16 protein-coding genes are annotated in these 18,188 nt (G+C 64.2%); 2 read left to right on the plus strand and 14 right to left on the minus strand.

What is annotated here, in order from left to right:
- Nucleotides 1-13 precede the first annotated feature (13 nt).
- The 3 genes from O0879_RS22725 to O0879_RS22735 form a co-directional block, all read right to left on the minus strand.
- Entirely contained in the window at nucleotides 14-1,549 is a 1,536-nt protein-coding gene (locus O0879_RS22725) for an MFS transporter (RefSeq protein WP_289918885.1), read from the minus strand.
- Between the two features lie 102 nt (nucleotides 1,550-1,651).
- Nucleotides 1,652-2,572: a LysR family transcriptional regulator gene (locus O0879_RS22730; protein ID WP_289918887.1), complete on the minus strand. Its 921-nt coding sequence runs from the start codon at nucleotides 2,570-2,572 to the stop codon at nucleotides 1,652-1,654.
- A gap of 77 nt (nucleotides 2,573-2,649) precedes the next feature.
- Nucleotides 2,650-3,348 (minus strand): UPF0149 family protein, encoded by a 699-nt coding sequence (locus tag O0879_RS22735; protein WP_034785080.1) that lies wholly within the window; start codon nucleotides 3,346-3,348, stop codon nucleotides 2,650-2,652.
- A 104-nt stretch (nucleotides 3,349-3,452) separates the two neighbouring features.
- Between O0879_RS22735 and O0879_RS22740 the strand changes: the two genes are divergently transcribed.
- A complete protein-coding gene (locus tag O0879_RS22740) occupies nucleotides 3,453-4,466 on the plus strand; it encodes a serine/threonine protein kinase (protein ID WP_289907409.1) in 1,014 nt (337 codons plus the stop codon).
- 232 nt (nucleotides 4,467-4,698) lie between these two features.
- Nucleotides 4,699-7,143 carry a hypothetical protein gene (locus O0879_RS22745; protein WP_289918889.1) on the plus strand — a complete coding sequence of 815 codons (2,445 nt, stop codon included), beginning with the start codon at nucleotides 4,699-4,701 and terminating at the stop codon, nucleotides 7,141-7,143.
- A gap of 164 nt (nucleotides 7,144-7,307) precedes the next feature.
- On the opposite strand, the gene O0879_RS22750 is transcribed toward O0879_RS22745, so the two are convergent.
- The 11 genes from O0879_RS22750 to O0879_RS22800 all read right to left on the minus strand — a co-directional run bounded on the left by O0879_RS22750 (nucleotide 7,308) and on the right by O0879_RS22800 (nucleotide 18,003).
- Nucleotides 7,308-8,261 carry a hypothetical protein gene (locus O0879_RS22750; RefSeq protein ID WP_289918890.1) on the minus strand — a complete coding sequence of 318 codons (954 nt, stop codon included), beginning with the start codon at nucleotides 8,259-8,261 and terminating at the stop codon, nucleotides 7,308-7,310.
- A gap of 208 nt (nucleotides 8,262-8,469) precedes the next feature.
- Nucleotides 8,470-8,844: a hypothetical protein gene (locus O0879_RS22755; protein WP_046682297.1), complete on the minus strand. Its 375-nt coding sequence runs from the start codon at nucleotides 8,842-8,844 to the stop codon at nucleotides 8,470-8,472.
- A 33-nt stretch (nucleotides 8,845-8,877) separates the two neighbouring features.
- Nucleotides 8,878-10,122: a TerD family protein gene (locus O0879_RS22760; protein WP_289918892.1), complete on the minus strand. Its 1,245-nt coding sequence runs from the start codon at nucleotides 10,120-10,122 to the stop codon at nucleotides 8,878-8,880.
- Nucleotides 10,119-11,105, minus strand: a complete 987-nt coding sequence (locus tag O0879_RS22765; RefSeq protein ID WP_289899329.1) for an HpcH/HpaI aldolase/citrate lyase family protein — start codon at nucleotides 11,103-11,105, stop codon at nucleotides 10,119-10,121. Before O0879_RS22765 ends, O0879_RS22760 begins: the two co-directional genes overlap by 4 nt.
- Nucleotides 11,098-12,198 (minus strand): cysteine protease StiP family protein, encoded by a 1,101-nt coding sequence (locus O0879_RS22770; protein WP_289918894.1) that lies wholly within the window; start codon nucleotides 12,196-12,198, stop codon nucleotides 11,098-11,100. Before O0879_RS22770 ends, O0879_RS22765 begins: the two co-directional genes overlap by 8 nt.
- Nucleotides 12,195-12,947: an HAD family hydrolase gene (locus O0879_RS22775; RefSeq protein ID WP_289918897.1), complete on the minus strand. Its 753-nt coding sequence runs from the start codon at nucleotides 12,945-12,947 to the stop codon at nucleotides 12,195-12,197. Before O0879_RS22775 ends, O0879_RS22770 begins: the two co-directional genes overlap by 4 nt.
- A complete protein-coding gene (locus O0879_RS22780) occupies nucleotides 12,925-14,082 on the minus strand; it encodes a phosphoribosyltransferase domain-containing protein (RefSeq protein ID WP_289912193.1) in 1,158 nt (385 codons plus the stop codon). The genes O0879_RS22775 and O0879_RS22780 overlap by 23 nt, the downstream gene beginning before the upstream one ends.
- Complete coding sequence (locus O0879_RS22785; protein WP_289918898.1) at nucleotides 14,079-15,116, minus strand: ATP-grasp domain-containing protein; 1,038 nt, start codon at nucleotides 15,114-15,116, stop codon at nucleotides 14,079-14,081. The genes O0879_RS22780 and O0879_RS22785 overlap by 4 nt, the downstream gene beginning before the upstream one ends.
- A 99-nt stretch (nucleotides 15,117-15,215) precedes the next feature.
- The gene (locus tag O0879_RS22790) at nucleotides 15,216-15,932 is read right to left on the minus strand and encodes a TIGR00266 family protein (protein ID WP_289918900.1); all 717 of its coding nucleotides are present in this window, start codon (nucleotides 15,930-15,932) and stop codon (nucleotides 15,216-15,218) included.
- A gap of 187 nt (nucleotides 15,933-16,119) precedes the next feature.
- The gene (locus O0879_RS22795; protein WP_099664994.1) at nucleotides 16,120-16,695 is read right to left on the minus strand and encodes a TerD family protein; all 576 of its coding nucleotides are present in this window, start codon (nucleotides 16,693-16,695) and stop codon (nucleotides 16,120-16,122) included.
- Nucleotides 16,696-16,920: 225 nt separating this feature from the next.
- Nucleotides 16,921-18,003, minus strand: a complete 1,083-nt coding sequence (locus O0879_RS22800; protein WP_289912190.1) for a DUF475 domain-containing protein — start codon at nucleotides 18,001-18,003, stop codon at nucleotides 16,921-16,923.
- Nucleotides 18,004-18,188 lie beyond the last annotated feature (185 nt).

The raw sequence follows: 18,188 nt of genomic DNA on the forward strand, positions 1-18,188 counted from the left end.
GTAACAATGGAAATCAGGCTGCGCGCGGCGGATAGACGCGCGTCGGCAGGATGGGAATGATCAGGATCATGGCCAGCGCGATGGCGGCGACAATGAGGTACAGGTCGGACGAGGTCAGGGTGACGACTTGCGCATGCATGCGCGCACCCAGGCCCGCCACGTCCACGCCGGTCGGCAGGTTGCCCAGGCGTTCGCTGAGCACCGTCGAATGAAAGTGGTTGCGGCGCGTGATCAGCGCATCGAGCACGCCGGTGGCGACGACGGCCGACATGCCCTTGATGGTGTTGAACCAGGCGGAGGCGAAAGGACCATCCTGCGGCGCCAGGCCCGTCGTGGCCAGCAGCAGCAAGGGAATCACGGCCATCGGTTGCGCAAAGATCTGCACCGCTTGCAGCAGGTAGAAATGCGTGCGGATCCAGTCCGGTGACATGCGCGCGCCGAGCACGCAGGACAGGGCCAGCAGGGCCAGGCCGATGGCCAGCACCCAGCGGCAGTCGACGGCGCGGATATTGCACAGGGCAGCCACGAGCGGCAGGGCGATCAATTGCGGCAGCGCCACCATCAGCATCACGGGCGCCGTTTGCAGCGGACGGTAGGCGTGCACCTGCGCCAGGTAGGACGAGGGAATCAGGATCACGGCCAGCAGCACGAACAGCACGCCGCCCAGGGTCAGCAGGGCGTGGCTGAGGTTGCGCCGTGACAGCAGCTGCAGCTTGAAAAACGGCAGCGGATGCGACCATTCGTTGATGAAGAACAAGACGAGCAGCAGCAGGCCGCCGCCCAGCAGCACGCAGATCAGCGGCGAGGCGAACCACGCGAGGCGCTCGCCCTGCAGCAATCCCACCACCAGCATGCTGATGGCGGGCAAGCCCAGCAGCAGGCCGCGCCAGTCGAACTGGCGCAAGCGCTCCAGGCGCAGCGGGTCTTGCGGCAAGCCCCAGGACACCATCAGCAGGGCGACGATGCTGCCCGGGACGATTTGCCAGAACGCCCATTGCCAGCCCAGGTATTCCGTCCAGAAGGCGGCCAGCGGCGTGCCCAGGCTGGGACCGAAGGTGGCGCTCAGCGCATAGCCGCCCAGTCCATACAGCTTGATGTTCGGCGGCAGGAAGCGCAGCGCCACTGTCATCAGCATGGGCGGCAGGGCGCCGCCGGCCGCGCCCTGCACCACGCGCAGGAACATCAATACGGACAGGTTCGGCGCGAACGGACAGAGCACGCCGGCGGCCATGCAGACGAGGATGGCGGCGGCCGTCAGGCGCCGCAGCGAGAAGGTGACGGAGCACCACGGCGCGAACGCCATGGCCGATACCGAGGCGGCCGCATACAGGGCGACGAGCCAACTGGCGTCGTCGCGCGCGATGCCCATGGCGCCGCGGATGTCGGCCAGCGCGACCTTGGTGATGTTTTCATTCAGGCCGGACACCAGTACGGCCAGCAGCACGCCGGCCAGGCCCGTGGCCAGGCGCAGGCCAAAAACGGGGGGCGCGGGCGGTGAAGGGGGAGGCGGCGGCGTCGGGACGGCGCCGGGTAGCAGTACAGCGGACACAGGGAACTCCGTGGATGAGAATCAGTCCACGCAGTATAGGTAGCCGTTAATCTTGTGAAAATTGATAATTAATGAAGTCTGAATTGCGTCTGACGCAATGATTCAGGTGCCCGGCGGCGCGCTGCCGCACAGCTGCTTGATCATGCGGCGCAGCCAGCGGTGCGCATGGTCGTGGTCGAGGCGCGGGTGCCAGGCCTGGAAGACTTCCACGCTGTCGACGGGGATGGGCAGCTGGAAGGTGCGCAGCCTCAAGCCCAGGCGCTCGACGATGGCCAGCAGGGGCGTGGGCATCAGCGGCAGCAGCAGGCGCGAATCGGCCACGGCGAAGATGGCGGACTGGAAGTTGGGGCTGATCAGCGAAACCCGGCGCGTGTAGCCCCGCTCCGCCAGGGCCGTGTCGAAGGGGCCGCGCGCCAGGCCGCGCCGCGAGACGCTGATATGTTCGTATTCGGTAAAGCTGTCCAGGTTGACGGGGCCGTCGAAGATCGGGTGGTCGCTGCGGGCGATGCCGACAAAGCCGGTGGTAAACAGCTGCTGCAGCTTGATGTCGGGTGCAAAGGCGCGCCGCGCGCTGATGTACAGGTCGACGCGGCCCGCGTGCAAGGCGTCGTTTTCCGTGGCGCCATCGCCTTCGGGCACGAAGCGCAGCACCGTGTGCGGCGCATGGCTGGCCAGCAGGTCGCGCAGCTTGCCGCCGTAGGCGCCGACAAACACGTCGTTGGCGCACAGGCTGAAGGTGCGTTCCAGGGTGCGCAAGTCCACTTCGCGGCCGGACGTGAAGATGGCGTGCGCCTGCTCCACCACGCCGCGCACCTGTTCGCGCAATTCCAGCGCGCGCGGGGTGGGCGCCAGGCCGCGCCCGGAGCGCACGAAGACGGGGTCGCCGATGGCGTCGCGGATGCGCGCCAGGGTGCGGCTCATGGCCGGCGCGCTCAAATTCATGCGCCGCGCGGCAGCCACGGCGCTGCCTTCTTCGAGCAGGATATCGAGGGCGATGAGCAGGTTCAGGTCGGGGAGTTTCATGCGGCGATTATAGCCCGGGGGCCAATGCCAGCGCTGCGCCGGCAGGACGCCGGCGCATCAGGGGATGCTGTTGCGGATTACTCGGCTGCCGGCTCGGCGCCGCAGCATTTCTTGAACTTCTTGCCGCTGCCGCAAGGGCAGTCGTCGTTGCGGCCCACTTTCGGCTCTTCGCGCTTCATGGTTTGCACCGGTGCCTTGCGGCGCGGCACCCAGAAACGGTGGATGGCCGGCAGGTTCGCTTCCAGTTCCTGCGCCAGCTTGTGCGCCTTGACCGGGTCTTCCACCAGTTTCAGCTCTTCTTCCTTGATTTCGTCGGCGCCCAGCAGGTAGATAGGCTGCATCAGTTCGGCCACTTCGGAGTCCCAGATCTCGTTCCACGAGCCAGGACGCAGTTCCATGCCGTCCCAGAAGCCCCAGCACCAGGCTTCGGCGTCGATCAGGGTCTGGCCTTCGTAGTCGTGTTCGACGAACAGGGCTTCGAACTCCTTCGGCGCCACTTCAAACGTCACCAGCACTTCGTTCATGAAGCGCATGATCAGGTTGACGATGCGCTCTTCTTCCTTGCTGTTCTTGAATTTCGGCGCATCTTCGGCATCTTCGCCCCACACGCGCGGCAACCATTCGGCCGGCATGATCGGTTCCGGGCCGATGGCGACGGCCGTCAGATAGCCGTGCAGCATATCCATGGTCATCGCGTCTTCGGAGCAGCGCTCCGACAACAGGAATTGGTCTAATTCGTCGAATTCTTTTTCTGATAATGGCTGTTCGAGTTGCATGGCTTGCTCTTTGTATTGAATGTAAGCCGCCAGTATACGCCTTGCGGCGCTTCATCACCGAAGTGTTTGCACCGGCGGCCCGCGCGCGCCTTACAATGTCGCTTATGCACAATGAAAACCAGCCGCACGAGGACGACCGGCCCGTCCATCCTTTTTCCGCCCTGAGCCCCGATTGCGTGCTCGACGCCCTCGACAGCGTGGGCTTGCGCGGCGATGGCCGCCTGCTGGCCCTGAACAGCTATGAAAACCGCGTCTACCAGGTCGGCATCGAAGACAGCGCGCCCCTGGTGGCCAAGTTTTACCGCCCCGCGCGCTGGAGCGATACGGCCATCCTGGAAGAACACGCGTTCGTGTCCGAACTGGTCGAGCGCGAAATCCAGGTGGTGCCGGCGCTGGAAATCAACGGCAGCACCCTGCACCAGTATCAGGGTTTCCGCTTTGCCGTCTTCCCCCGCCACGGCGGCCGCGCGCCCGAGCTGGGCGACCCGGCGACCCTGGAATGGATAGGGCGCTTCATCGGCCGCATCCACGCCGTCGGCGCGCTGTCCACCTACAAGGAGCGGCCGGCGCTCGACCACCAGACGTTCGGCGTCGAGCCGCGCGAATTCTTGCTGGAAGGTAATTTCTTGCCGCCCGAATTACTGGCCGCGTATTCCAGCGTGGCGCAGCAGGCGCTCGACGGCGTCAAGCGCTGCTATGACCGCGCGGGCGACGTGGCCGTGCTGCGCACGCATGGCGATTGCCATGGCGGCAACGTGCTGTGGACGGATGCGGGCCCCCATTTCGTCGATTTCGACGACAGCCGCATGGGCCCGGCCATCCAGGACCTGTGGATGATGCTGTCGGGCGAGCGGGGCGACATGGTGCGCCAGATGAGCGACATCCTGGCCGGTTACGAGGATTTTTGCGATTTCGACCCGCGCCAGCTGTACCTGGTCGAAGCGCTGCGCACCCTGCGCCTGATCCATTATTCGGCCTGGCTGGCGCGCCGCTGGGACGATCCCGCCTTCCCCGTCGCCTTCCCGTGGTTTAACACGCAGCGCTACTGGCAGGACCGCATCCTCGAGTTGCGCGAACAGGTGGCCTTGATGGATGAGGCGCCATTGTGGCCTGTTTAAGCGCGCGATAAAACGCCCATGGCGGCGTTGCATTGCCTGGGCGTACTATTCGTACTGCCTTCGGCAATGCGCCTTGCCCTGAGCATTTTCTCGGACGCTTAAATCCCTGGCAACTCCTGAAAAGAGCGGTAAAACAGGCTCTTCTTGCCGCGCTGATTTGTGCATGCCTGTTCGATAATGGTGGTAATAAATTCCCATAAGCAACGGAATTCACCCGAATAAGCGAGAAATCATGCAAGCACAGCAAAATCGGCGCCAGGCCGCCTCCCTCACCGTCGCGTATTCCGCCGACGACGAGTTCGACCAGGACAGCATGGTCTCGCTGCATGATTTTAAGGACCTGGAGCGCAAGACCGAGGCGCCCGTGCCTGCTGCTCCAGTCGCCGCTGAGCTCCCTGCGCCCCAGCCGCCAGCCGAACCGGCAGCGGAAACCGACGCCAAGGCGCCTGCCGCCGAACGCCAGAAAATGGAATTGAAAGCCATCCACGAGGCGATTGCCCGCGTGGAAGCGGAAGCGAAGGCCACCTGCGCCGCCGAAAGCCGCGCGCTGGCCGAGGCGCGCGTGCGCTCGCTGGCCGAGGACCGCGCCGCCATCGACGCCGCCGCCGCTGCCGCCGCGCAGCAAAATGCGCAGGCCGCCGAAGAGGCGATTGCCGCCAACCGCGAACGTCTCGATACCATGCGCGCCGCCGCGCAAGCCAGCGTGGCCCGCCTGGAAGCCGTCAAGCAGGAAACGGCGGAACTGCGCGCCCGCGTGGAATCGGACAATGAAATCCGCCTGGCCGCCGAACAGCGTGCGCGCGCCGAACAGGAAAGCCGCTTGCGCGCCAGCGAGCAAGTGGCCGTGCAGTCGGAACTGGCTGAACAGGCCGCCCGCGCCGCTGAAGAATTGCAAGTACAGACGGAGCAGGCGCGCCTGCAGGCCGTCGAGCGCGTCGCCGCCGTGCAGGCGGCCAAGGAAGAAATGGTGGGCATCGCCTCGGCCGACGCCAGAGTCGCCGTGCTGGCCCGTGAACGCGAGCGCCATGCGCACGGCGCGCGCCAGACGGCGCAGATGCTGGCCGAAGCGGAAAGCGAAGCGCTGGACTTGACGGTGCAGCGCGAGCGCGCCGACCAGATCGCGCTGGAATCGGCCTTCAACCGCGCCGCCGCCGAAGTGCGTGCCCTGGAAGAAGCGCGCGCGCTGGCGCACCTGGAGCAGGAACGCGAAGCCATCGCGCTGGCGCAGGCGGAATCGGAACGCCATGCGGCGCAATCCCTGCGTTTGCGCCTGCAGACGGAAAAGGAATTGCGCGACGCGGCCATCCACCGCGAGCGCCTGGAGATGGTCGCCGTGGCCAGCGCGCAGGCGCGCCGTGATGCCGACGTGCGCATCCTGGCCGCCACCGAGGCGCGCATCGAGGTGGACCGCCAGCTGCGCGCCGTGGCGCTGGCCCGCGTGACCGCCGAACAGGATGCGGAAATCGCCGGCCACGCCAAGCTGGAGGCGGAAACGGCCGCACTGGAACAGACCAAGGCACGCGAAGCGGCCGAGCAGGCAGCCGCCGTGGCGGCTGCCCGCGAACTGGAAGAGCAGCAGCGCGCCGCCAGCCTGGCGCACGAACGGGCCGAACTGGCGCGCCAGGCGGCGGAACTGGCCGCCAGCCAGAACGACGCCGAGCAGGCCGAGGTCGATGCCGGAAAAGCAACTTTAGCCGCGCAGGAACAGGCAGCGCAACTGGCGCAGGAAAAAGCCTTGCAGGCCGAGCAGCTGCTGCAGGCCGAGCAGGAACGCCTGGCCGCCGAACAAGCCGCCATCGCCGCCTTGAAAGAGAAACTGGAAGCGGAAGCGCTGGCGTGCAACGCGGCGCAGGAACGCATCGCCGCCGAAGGCGCGCAGGCGGAACTGCTGCGCGGCCAGCATGCGGCCGAACAGGCCTTGCGGGAAGCGGCGCAGAAGGAAGCCGACGCGATCCGCATCCTGATGGACCAGGCGCTGGTCGAAGGCGAGCAGAAAGCCGCCGCCGCGCAAGCCGTGCAGGCGCAGGCGCGCCTGGCCGTGGAACTGGGGCAGGTGCACAGCGAGCGCGCCCGCGTGGAAGAAGAGAAGGCGCAAGCCGCCGAAGCGCTGCTGGCGTCCGAGCGCGATTTCGTCGCGGCCGAACGCGAGTCGCTGGCGCTGATTGCGCAAAAACTGGTGCAGCAGCGCCAGACCAGCGGCGCCGAAGAGCGCGCCTCGCAAGCCATCGCGGGCCGCCTGGAAGCGGAAAAGCAGGCGACGGCGGCAGCCGACGCGCGCGCCGTGCTGGAACAGCAGGCGCTGGACGCCATGCGCCAGCGCGAGCAGCTGGAACTGGCCGCACAGCAGGCTGCCAGCGAGAAGCTTGCCGCGCAGCAAGCCTTGCTGGCCAGTGCCCAGGCCCACGCCGCCCTGCAGCGCAAGGCAGCCGAGACGACGCGCGCGATGGCCGAGGCCAAGCAGCAATTGCTGGAGATGGAAACGGCGCGCGCGCAGCAGCAGGAGCGCGAACTGGCCGCCCTGCGCGCCAGCCTGGAGCAGCCGCAAAGCGCGTTTTCCAGCTCCTTGAGCGCCGCCCGCGCGAAAGCCGAACAAGTCAGCTCGGCCAGCTTGACGCGCGAAGTGATCGAGCGCCTGACGCAGCCGAATGACGCGGGAGCCGTCTGGCGCTCGCGCTAGGCAGGATACCGAAGCAAACCTACTGCGCGGCGCGCTTTGCGGCTGGCGATGCTCTCCATACTGGAACTACGGTTGCGCTTCTCAGCCACAAATCAATGCCGCTCGCTACGGTTTTGTTCGATATCGTTACTTTAGTGGAAGAGAAGATTTTTTACGTTTTTCCATCAGAATTTTCTCCCCACCCCCACCAGTAGCACATCCGCATCGCGGTGGTAATCCGTCACCACCCGGTTCCACGCCACTTGCGCCACCCAGCGGCGGTCGACGTGGTAGCGGGCCGCGGCCGACAGCAAGCCTGTCAGGCGCGTGCCGTGGCCCTGGGTGTCGCGCCCGTCCCACGCCACGTAGGGGCCGCCGCCCATGCCGAATTCCACCTTTTCATTGAGCGAGCGGATCAGCCACAGCTGGGCGGCCACGCCGCGCCGGTGCGCCAGGTCGGTGTTGCCTTCATCGAGGGCGGTGACGGTCCAGTCCACGTATTTTCCCGCCGCGCGCCGGTATTCCAGCGTGAAGGGGCGCGAGGACTCGGAGCGCAGGCTGTTGACGATGGTGTGGCCCGTCGCCAAGGTCAAGGTGTCGTCGTACGCCCAGTTCTGCAAGTGCAGCTTGGCGCCCGGCACGCCGTCATAGCGGTAGCCGGCGCCGATCAGCAGGTGCGTGGTGTTGTCCTTGCCGTCCGGCTTGATGCGGTTGAGCTGCGCTTGCGCATACCAGCGGTTGTCGAATTGCCAGCGCGCCTGCAGGCTGACGATGGAGCCCCAGCCGTGGTCATTGTCGAAGTTATGCAGGCCGTCGTCGGTCCTGGCCGTGTCGAAGAAGAAGTAGCGGCCCACGCCGGCGCCCAGCATCAGGCCTTGCTCCACTTTTTTCGTGCGCAGCCAGGCCTGGCCCGCCATGCCGTCGCGGTGATGGTCTTGCGGATGGCCCTCGTTGATGTAGGACAGGCTGACGGCATTGTAGTTGCCCACGGGCTGTGTGTAGCTGACGGCGGCCACAAAGGTGCGCTCACTGGTCGAGCTGACTTTCAGGGCGCCGGCCATGCCGGACAAGTCCTGTGCCCGGACGGACAGGGGGGGCGAGGCGGCCAGCAGCGCCAGGGCGATGAATGGTATGCGCATGACGTTTCCAGTGACGGGTGAATACACGCTAACGATCGGCTGGCGGAGCGACATGCGATGGCACAAGAATCTTGCACATTGACTACATTTGTAAACTGTTCAGCCAGAAATTGTCACAAGTGTACAAGAAAGTGGAATGTGTGAGGCGCCGGCCTGGAAAGGCTGGCCGGCGCGGGACTGCTGGACTTGCGGTCGTATTGCTGTCTTATTACTGGCTCAATACGACTTTATCGGCAAAATATTCCGTCTCGCCGAAGCATTGCGTGGGCACGCCCTTGTGCTGGCTGTAGGTGACGAGGATGCGCTTGCCGGCCGCGGCCGTCAATTGCTTCGCCACTTCTTCATCGCGCACGCTGAACTGGAATTTTTCCGGGATGGTGCCCGGCAGCGCCGTCAGCAGCAATTCACCTTCCCATGTCTTGCAGATCCAGCCCCGCTTGGAGAACTTTTGCAGGTAGCCCGCCCGTTCGCCTTCCGAGTACGAGAAGCTGAGGGCCATCCACGTGTAGGCTGCCAGCAGCAGGAAGCCGGCCACGAGGAAGATGGCGAAGGCGAAGGTGACTTTTTTGGTCGTTGGGGTCATGTTGGGAGGTGAATTGTTTAATTGGAGAAAGAATTAATCTTTCCGTCCGGCTTTCCAGTTGAGACCAAAGTTGTAGCGCTCGTCCATCGCCTGGTGCGCCGTGATTTTACCTTGGCCGCCGAAGTATTCCACCAATTTTGTCACCTGCAGGTTGCCGCCGTGGTTTTCCAGCATGGCGATGGCGCACATGGCGTGCTGGCTGTCGCTGTCGAGGCGCACTTCCACGGTCGGCTGGCCGGGAATTTCGATCGTCACGACGCCATCCGTGGCGGCCCAGTTCGGCACACCTTCGTAGATGAAGGCGTAGACCAGCACGCGCTTGATCTGGTCGAAATGGGTGCCGTTGATGAAGATGTTTTCGCCGCTGCTGACGCTGCCCGTGCGGTCGTCGCCTTCCAGGTGGATGTACGGCGGACGGTCATATGCGCCCCAGCTGTTGCCCAGCGCCTGCACGGCGCTCTTGGCGCCGCCGCTCATTTCGAACAGGCAGCCAATGTCGAGGTCGATGCCGCCCGCACGGCCAGCCGGCTTGTTGAACAGCTTGCCGAGGAAGCCCGTGTCCAGTTTCGAGGCGGGCGCCTGGCCTTGCGACGCGTTTTGGTTCCAGTTCAGGTTGACGCGGATGCGGCCATAGCCGCCGCTGTCGCGCTTGTCGAGCGAAATCTTGTCGCCGCGCTTTTCCAGGCGGATCTTCGACAGCGAGATTTTATTCGCCGCCGGCGGGGCTGCCGGCGTGGGCACGGGAACGGGAGCCGGTGCCGGGGACGATTGCGCCGCCTCGCTGCCGCCGAAGTGCTTCAGCAGCGCCGCCAGGCCGCCCGCGAAACCCTGGCCCACGGCGCCGAAGCGCCAGCTGCCGTCGCGGCGATACAGTTCGCCGATGATGACGGCTTTTTCGTCCTGGAAGTCATTGCCCGTGAAGGCAAACGTGGCCGCCTGGCCCAGCGCCATGCTGGAATTGCCCAGCGCGCGCATGCTGCCCTGTTCCGTCGCCGCCGTGAAGACCAGCTTGTCGATCGAGGCAGGCAGGCGGGAAAGGTCCACCTGGAAGGTGGAGCGGGGGCCGTTCAAGTCCACCGTGATGGCGTTGTCCGGCGCGCTTTTCTGGTTGAAGAACACCATGTAGCGGTCGTCCGACAGCTTGCCGGCCGCATCGACGCCGAAGCAGCTGACGTCCACTTCCATCGAACCCGATACGATATCGAGCGTGACGGCAAACGGGCCATTCAAGCCCAGGTCAGCCAGTTTGCCTTTTTGTCCGCGTGTGAAATTGGTCATGGTCGTGCAATCCCTTCGTCGCTTGAGAGTTGAGTCAATGAGGTAGTCGGTGCGTGCGCCGGCGCCGTGTCGGCCGCGTGGCGGATGCCGAACAGGCGCGCCTGCTCGATGATGCGCTGCGCCCAGCTGCTGTGCGTGGCCACTTCGCACATCGATTCCTGCATGCGGAACACGGCCGGGCTGTCCGGATCGATGATGCGCAGCGCCAGTTCGATGTCCGACTGCGCCACCTGGTAGTGGCGTTCGATCTGCGGCACCTGGTCCGGATGGATGGCCGTCTTGGCGATCATGCCGTGCGCCATGTCCTGCGCCACTTCGGCGTCCAGCCAGCTGCCTTGCGACAGGTGCTCGAAGACGGGCGCCGTCAGCTGGAAGCCGTGCGGCTTGAAGATGGTCACCAGGCGGCCGATGACCTGTCCCAGCGGGGTTGAATAGATGGTGCCGCTGGTAGGGCGGCGCAAGCCCAGCAGGGCCAGCAGATCGTTGCCGCCGATGCGCAAGGCCAGGATGCGGCGGCGCACTTCCGGCGCGGACAGGAGGAGGCGGAACTGCTTCATTTCCTCGTCGTCGAACACTTCAGCCGTTTCCAGCGTCGGCATCAGCAAATGGTGCGTGTGGCGCACCAGCTCGAAATACGCGGCGAAGTTGTGGCGTGTGGACTTGGGCAGCACGAAGCCGCTCAATTTGTCGGCGCCGGGCATGGACAGCACGCGCGCCAGCACTTCGAGATTACGCACGCGCACGAAGCGCAAGGTGTCCGATTCGGCGCCCATGTTTTGCAGCGCCAGCGACAAATTGAACAGCGCGTAACTGAGGTCGCGTTCGGCGATGGCGTCTTCGGTGCAAAGTATGACCGAACGCAAATGGCTGAATTTGTCGCCATTGGCGATCGCCAGCAAATCCTTGTGCGTGGTCGGCACATACATGGAGGCGCCCAGCGCCGCCTTATGCTCGCTTTGCGGGTGTAGGGAGTTGTTATCCATCGACTGCGCTCCTGATAAGGGCGACCGCCTGGTAAGGCAGCGCCGGTTCTACTGTGACGGGTATGGCTTTTTCCTGCGCCAGAAGCAGCAAATGTGCCACGTCCGGCGCATTCGTGTCGCGCACGATCAGGCGCTCGGGCACGCGGCGCAGCAGCACGCGGGTCGCTTCGCCGATGCCTGGCTTGATCAGGTTGATGTCGCTGATGCCGTATTCCTGCTGCGCCGCGGCCATGTAGGCTTGCGAGCGGGCCGCCATGGCTGGCGCATCGCTCGCTTCGGCCAGCGGGATGCCGCTGCTGGCGGCAATCGCCATGGCGTCGGCCACGAGGCCATCGGCGAAAGCGCGCGACTGGTCGTGCTGTTCGAACTGCGCGTAATACACGCAGCCGTGGAAGTCGTCCGGGCCGATGGCTTCATTCAACACGGAGCGGCTGACCAGGCCCGAGACGGTGGCATTCAAAATGCTTGACGGGATCAGGTAGTCGCTGGCCGAGGCGGCGCAGGCGGCCGTGCCGGCCAGGTCAGACAGCACGAACAGGCCGCCGTCGATCGCCGTGCCATTGGCGGCGTTGAAGTCGTTGACGGTCTGGCGCAGTTCGCGCGAAATCACGCCCTTGCCCGTCCAGCCATCGACGAAGACGAGGGAGGCGTCACCATGGCCCTGCGCCAGGATGTGCTGCAAGGCTTTCGCATCGATGCCGCGGTCGCGGATGATGGAGACGGAATAATGCTGGCACTCGCGCTGGAAGACCTGGCGCAGCAAATGGCCCAGGATGACGCCCACGGGCGTGCCGGCGCGCGCCAGCGACACCAGCGTGACGGGCCCCGCGCGGCGCGCCGCGATCAGGGCCGCCAGGCGCAGGCAGTCGCGCGCCATCTGCAGGCGGTTGGCCGCGAACGCGCTCTGGAACAGGGCCAGGTAGGCGGGCGAGGGCAGGGATTCCGGCGACAGCATTTCGCTGTAGTGGCGCTGGCCCGACTGGATCAGACGCTCTTTTTCGGCCAGGTCGAGGATGGGTTCGAGCGCCATCGGCGTGAGCAGGAACTCCACGTCTTCCTGGCGGTAGCTGCCGCTGAAATGCTGCTTGTTCATAGCGCCGCCACCGTGAGTGCCGCCAGCTGGGTGCCGTTGGGGATGATGGCGTAGTCGCAGGCGGCCATGAAGCGGGCGTCCGAACGGCTGTCGCCCATGCCGAAGCTGACGATGGGGCCGTGTTCGGCTTCCAGTTCCGCGCGCAGGTAGGCCACGGCGCGCGCCTTGTTCAGGGTCTTCGGCAGCACGGCCAGGTTGTTGCCGTTGCGGTGGATGAAGTAGTCGCTGCCTTCCGTGGCGATCCACTGCTGCAGCACCTGCTCTTCGATGTCGGCCAGGCGCTCGCCGCGCGCTTCATGGTCCTTGACGACGATGTAGAACGGCGTGTTGTAGTCCTCGATCAGGCGCGCGCGCGAGGGCATGCCCGTTTTGGCCTGGAAATCGTCGATGATGCGCATGGCGTCCCGCAGGCCGGGCAAGGCCGTCTGCATGTCGTCCTGCATCAGGGACAGCCAGCCCGCATCGAGTGCGCCGCCCGGCTGCAGCACGATGCCGCCGTAATCGAGTACGCTGTAGCTGGTAAACGGCAGGTCGACCCGGCGGAAGGCGTCGCCATTTCTCGCCGTGGCGGGAATCAGGGTCATGCCGCTTTGCGCAAAGTCAAAGAAGGCGCGCTGGCGCGCCGTCGTAAACGAGCAGGCGTCGCCATTTTTCAGGTAGGCGGCTGGCTGCAGATCGGTCTCGCCGACGCATTTTTTCGGGGTCTGGAACAGTGTGTCGTCCAGATCAACAAACAGGAATTTCTTCAATTTTGGTCTCTGACTGAAAGTGGAACAGGCGGCCATTGAGCTGGCCGGCGAGTTGCATGAGGGCCGGGCTGGCCGGGGTTTCATGGCAGATGAAAACGTGCTGGTACTGGCCAGGCGCCACGTTGTACAGGTAATTGGCGATGCCTTCGCCGTAATTGTCGTCGCAGCGGACGATGTGGCCGACGGAACCCCACGACAGGATGGGCGAGCGCGTGGTCGATTGCACCACCACGTTCTTGCCCAGGCTTTCCAATTCGCGCGCCAGCAGGAACGATGGATGCATGAATTCGCCCGTGCCCAGCACCAGCACGGAGTCGCCGGCGCCGATTTCCTGCGCCAGCTGCACCGCCAGGCCTTGCGGCGGATTCAAGGCGCGTCCCACGCCGATGCGCCCGAAGGCGGGGCTGGCGCCCCGTTCCGCATTCGCCTCGAAGCGCTGCGCGCTGGCCGCCACGGGTGCCGGCGCATCGCCGGCCTGGAAGGCGTACTGGCCGGACAAGGCTGCGCCGATGCTGGTGGGCAGGCCGAAACGCTCACTCAAGCCCGCGTTGGCTGCCTGGCCCATGAAATTGGTGATCACGCCCAGGTGCAGCTTTTCCAGCTGCGGATAGCGCGCGCGGCACACTTGCACCAGGTTGGCGAAGGTGTTGCCGGTCGACGCTTCATCGTCGATCAGCACCAGGCTGCGAGCGGTGGAAAACAGGGCGCTGGCCGCGTCCGACAAATGCAGGAACTGGCGCGGCGCGTGGCTGTGCGATTCCTCGAATTCGAAGAAGGGCACGCTGCCCACGCGGTAGCGCGAGCTGTGCAAGAACAGGGCCTTGCCATTCGGGTTCGCGCGCAGCCACGCCTCGAATACGCCCTGGCCCAGGCCGACGGCCGTTTCCGCCATGGCGATGAAGACCACGGGACCGGGCAGGCTGGGGGGAATCTGCGCGGCCAGGTCGTCGTGGATGGTTTGCATGGCGCGCGGCGTGACGGGCCAGTGCTTGCCCAGCACCTTGGACAGGAACAAAAAGCCACGCTTGGCGTTGGCGCGCGCGGCAAAGCCGATCAGCCAATCCAGCGGAAAGCGCGCCTCGTCCACTTTCAAGGTCAGTTCGCCCGTGGGCATCTGCTGCTTGACGAGGTTCATGGCAGCTCCACGGCGTAGGCGGCTTCGCCCACGCGCATGCCTTCCTGGATGGCGGGCACGGTGAGCTTGTCGAAACCCTGGTCGAAACCGGCCAGCGCCAGGTAGGGCAGGTTGGGACCGGCCGCGCACGCCATGCCGATACCGCCCGACATGCGCGGATTGATCTCCAACAAGGCCAGGCCATTCGCGCCTTCGCGGAACTGGATGTTGAAGACGCCATTCAGGCGGTAGTCGCGCGCCAGTTTGTCGCAGGCCGCCAGCAAGTCGGCGCGCAGCTCGATCAGCTGGCCGCTGCCGCCCCCGTGCAGCTTCTTGCGCGGCACGGCGCAAATGAGCTTGCCCTGGTCGGCGACGCAGTCGGCGCTGTATTCGTGGCCATCGAGGTATTCCATCAGCAGCAGGGTCTTGAACGTTTCCATCTGCGCCAGGCCGTTGCGCAGCTCTTGCGCATTGATCTGGTAGGCGGCGCCGGCCAGCAACAGCTGGGCGCCGGTGCGCTCTTCATCAAGGATGGCAAAGCCCAGGGCATACACGGATTCGGACGGCTTGATGCACAGCTTGCGATGCAGCGGGCGCAGTTCGGCGCAGGCGGCGTCGTATTCGGCGATGTTTGTGACGGCGCGGTAGTCGGCAGGGCGCGCCATGGGCAGATCGAGGCCGTCGCAGAAGCGCGCCTTGTCATGCATCAGGGTCAAGGTCTCTTCGCTGGCCACGCTGAGCACGCGCGTGCCGATGGCGGCGAAGCGCGCGCTGGCGCTGCCGATCAGGCCTGCTTCCTTGCCGGGCCAGAAAATCGTGATGCCCCGGTCGCGGCAAAATTCCAGGCACCACTCGACATAATCGAGACCCGTGAGGCCGGACGGTTCGACCGCGTATTCGTGGGCCGCCAGGAAGGCGGCCGCGTGCGCGTTCGTATTGCTGCATACGAGGTGATAGCGGGGCGCACCGTTTGTCGCGGCCATATCGGCCTCGCGGATCAGGCGCATGGCCGTGCCGACGGAGGAAAATGTTTTGTTGAACCAGACTCTTTGCATGTACGGGGACCGGGTGGAAATAGGGGGAAGCCGCGCGCAGGTGCGCGCGCGGGGATTCTAAGCGGCCAGACTTAACCTGGCCTTAGAGAGGAGGGGGAATCAGCCGGCCTTGCCGGATGCTGTCCATTTGAGGAATGCATCGCGATTGCGCGAGCAGATGAACACCTTGCCCGAGCCGGAAAAGCGCAGCACGATGCCTTCGCCGCTGGTCACGCTGTTGACGATATTGCCGAGGAAGCCGCCGATGCCGCCGCCGCTCGAACCGCCGCCCGTGGTCACGGAAATCTCGTATTTCAGGCTATTGTCCCAGCACACGACGTGGGAATTGTCGATCACGACATCCTTGCCTGGCTCGACGTCGAGCTGGAACATGGAGCCGAAGCCCGACACCACCACTTGCCCCGTGCCGGCCGTCTCCATGACGAAGAAGCCGCCCGACTGGGCGAACAATGCGTTGCCGATGCTTTGCGTGCGCACCTTCATTTCCGTGCCCGAGGTGGCGGCGACAAAGGCGCCGTCGTTGAGCAGGTACTGGCGCGCGCCCACGTCGACCACTTCGATGGCGCCCGGCAGGGTGGGCGAGAGCAGGCAATCGCCGCTGCCGCGCACCGCTTCGATGTGCTGCTGGAAGAACGATTCGCCATTCGCGAAGCGGCGCATGATGGCGCTGCCCAGGCCGCCCGTCATCTTGCCTTTCAAGTCCAGCGCCGTTTCCATCATCACCATCGCATCGGATTCGCAATAGATGGTTTCGCCCTGTTTCATGCTGACGTGGAGGAAAGGATCGACGTCGCCCGTGACACTAAATACTGGCATGATAAATCTCCAAAAAAAAGCCGCCTGAACTGTGCAGGCGGCAGTAATGATATGACATTAAGATAATTCACCTCGGAAAACCGTAGCGAGCAAGCTCGATTTCGGGTTAAGTCGCGCAGCTGTACGCAGGTACAGCGAGCAACGCAGGCCCGAAAGTGAGCGGCGCAGTAGGTTTAACGAGTGTGAATTAGGCGTTGACGCCGAAAGAGCGGGCCAGTGGGCCCAGGCCGCCGTTGAAGCCCTGGCCGATGGCCTTGAACTTCCATTCGCCGTTGTAGCGGTAGATTTCGCCAAAGATCATCGCCGTTTCCGTCGAGCTGTCTTCGGACAGGTCGTAGCGGGCGATTTCCTTTTCGCCTTCCGCGTTCAGGCAGCGGATGAAGGCTTTCGAGACCATGCCGAAGTTCTGGCGGCGCGCGTCGGCGTCGTGAATGGTGACGGTGATGCTGATGCGGTCGATGTCGTTTGGTACGCGGGTCAGGTCGATTTCGATGCGCTCATCGTCGCCTTCGCCTTCGCCCGTCTGGTTGTCGCCCGTGTGGACGACGGAACCGTCGGTCGACTTCAGGTTGTTGTAGAAAATGAAGTCAGAGTCGCCACGGACTTTGCCGTCGCTTTTCAGGAGGAAAGCGCTACCGTCAAGGTCGAAGGTGGCGCCGTCCGTCGAACGAGGATCCCAGCCGAGGCCGACGATGATCTTCTTCAGGTTCGGTGCTTCCTTGCTCAGGTTGACGTTGCCGCCTTTTTGCAAACTGATTGCCATGTGGTGCTCCTTTTCAGTAATTAACTCAAAACGCCAATCAAAACCTACTGCGCGTCGTAATTTGCGGCCTGCGATGCTCACTGTACCTTCGTACAGTTGCGCTTCTCTGCCACAACTTCCTTCCGCTCGCTACGGTTTTGTCAGGCGTTGTTAGACATGCCTTCATGGGATGAGCGCAAGGCGCTCGTGCCATTACTCTCTCAATTGGGGGTGGAACCCCCGATTTCAAGCTTGTGCCGCGTGCCGTTTGCGATAACGCAAGGATGACCACAGCGAGACCAGGATGAAGGCCACGCCCGACAGGCCCGTGAACCACTCCGGAATATGGTACTTGACGGACGCCAGCATGATCAAGGCGAGGATGCCGATCGCATAGTGGGCGCCGTGCTCGAGGTAGACGAATTCGTCCAGCGTGCCCTTGTGCACCAGGTATACCGTCATCGAGCGCACGAACATGGCGCCGATGGCCAGGCCCAGCATGATGATGACGACGTCGTTGGTGATGGCGAACGCGCCGATCACGCCGTCAAAGCTGAACGAGGCGTCCAGCACTTCCAGGTACAGGAAGCCGCCGATGCTGCCGCGCGCCACGGTTTTTACCAGGTCGCCATTGCCGTTCCTGGCCGGCGCGGCGCTTTCTTCTGCGTCATCCTGCAAGTCCGGTTCGCCTTCTTCCAGCAAGCCGCTGATCCAGTTCACGCCGATGTAGACGGCGATGCCGACGATGCCCGACGCGAGCACGCTGTATTTTTGTTCCACGGGGCCCATCGCCACGCAGGCAGCCACGGCGCCCATGGTGATCAGCACGGCCAGGCTTTCGGTGCCCAGGGCGTTGACTTTTTCCTCGGCCCAGCCCAGCCAGTGCAATTCCTTCTCGTCGTCGAACAGGAAGTTCAGGAACACCAGCAGCAGGAAGGCGCCGCCGAAGGCCGCCACTTGCGCATGGTTGTCCGTCAGGTGCTTGGCGTACACATCGGGCGTCGTGGTGGCCATGGTCCATACGTCGACGAGGCCCAGGCCCGTGGCGACGGAAACGATGACCAATGGAAACAGCAGCCGCATGCCGAAGACGGCCACGAGGATACCTACCGTCAAGAACAGTTTTTGCCAGAATTCATTCCAGTGACGCAAGACCGAGGCATTCACCACCGCATTGTCGAACGACAGCGACACTTCCATGATGCCCAGCACGCCCGTGATCCACAGCGCCTGGATCAGGCCCGGCATGCCACTATGGCTGTAACCCCACCAGCCTGATACTGCCATCAGGATAAAAGTGACTAAAAAGGAAATTCTGAAATGCCGCATGAGTACCCCGTTGCAAATATGAAGACGTTTGATTATCCGCGCCGCTGTACGCGCCGCACTCGGTGTTGATATACGTCAATTGTTGTATATGCCATGATTTTATATTAGTTGCCGCCGGGGGCGGCGTTTTATAGGCCGACGGAAGACAGTTCTGCTGGCGCGGATGTTCTGCGATAATTGCGGCG

The organism is Janthinobacterium sp. SUN120 (assembly GCF_030397735.1).
Lineage (GTDB): Bacteria > Pseudomonadota > Gammaproteobacteria > Burkholderiales > Burkholderiaceae_D > Janthinobacterium > Janthinobacterium kumbetense.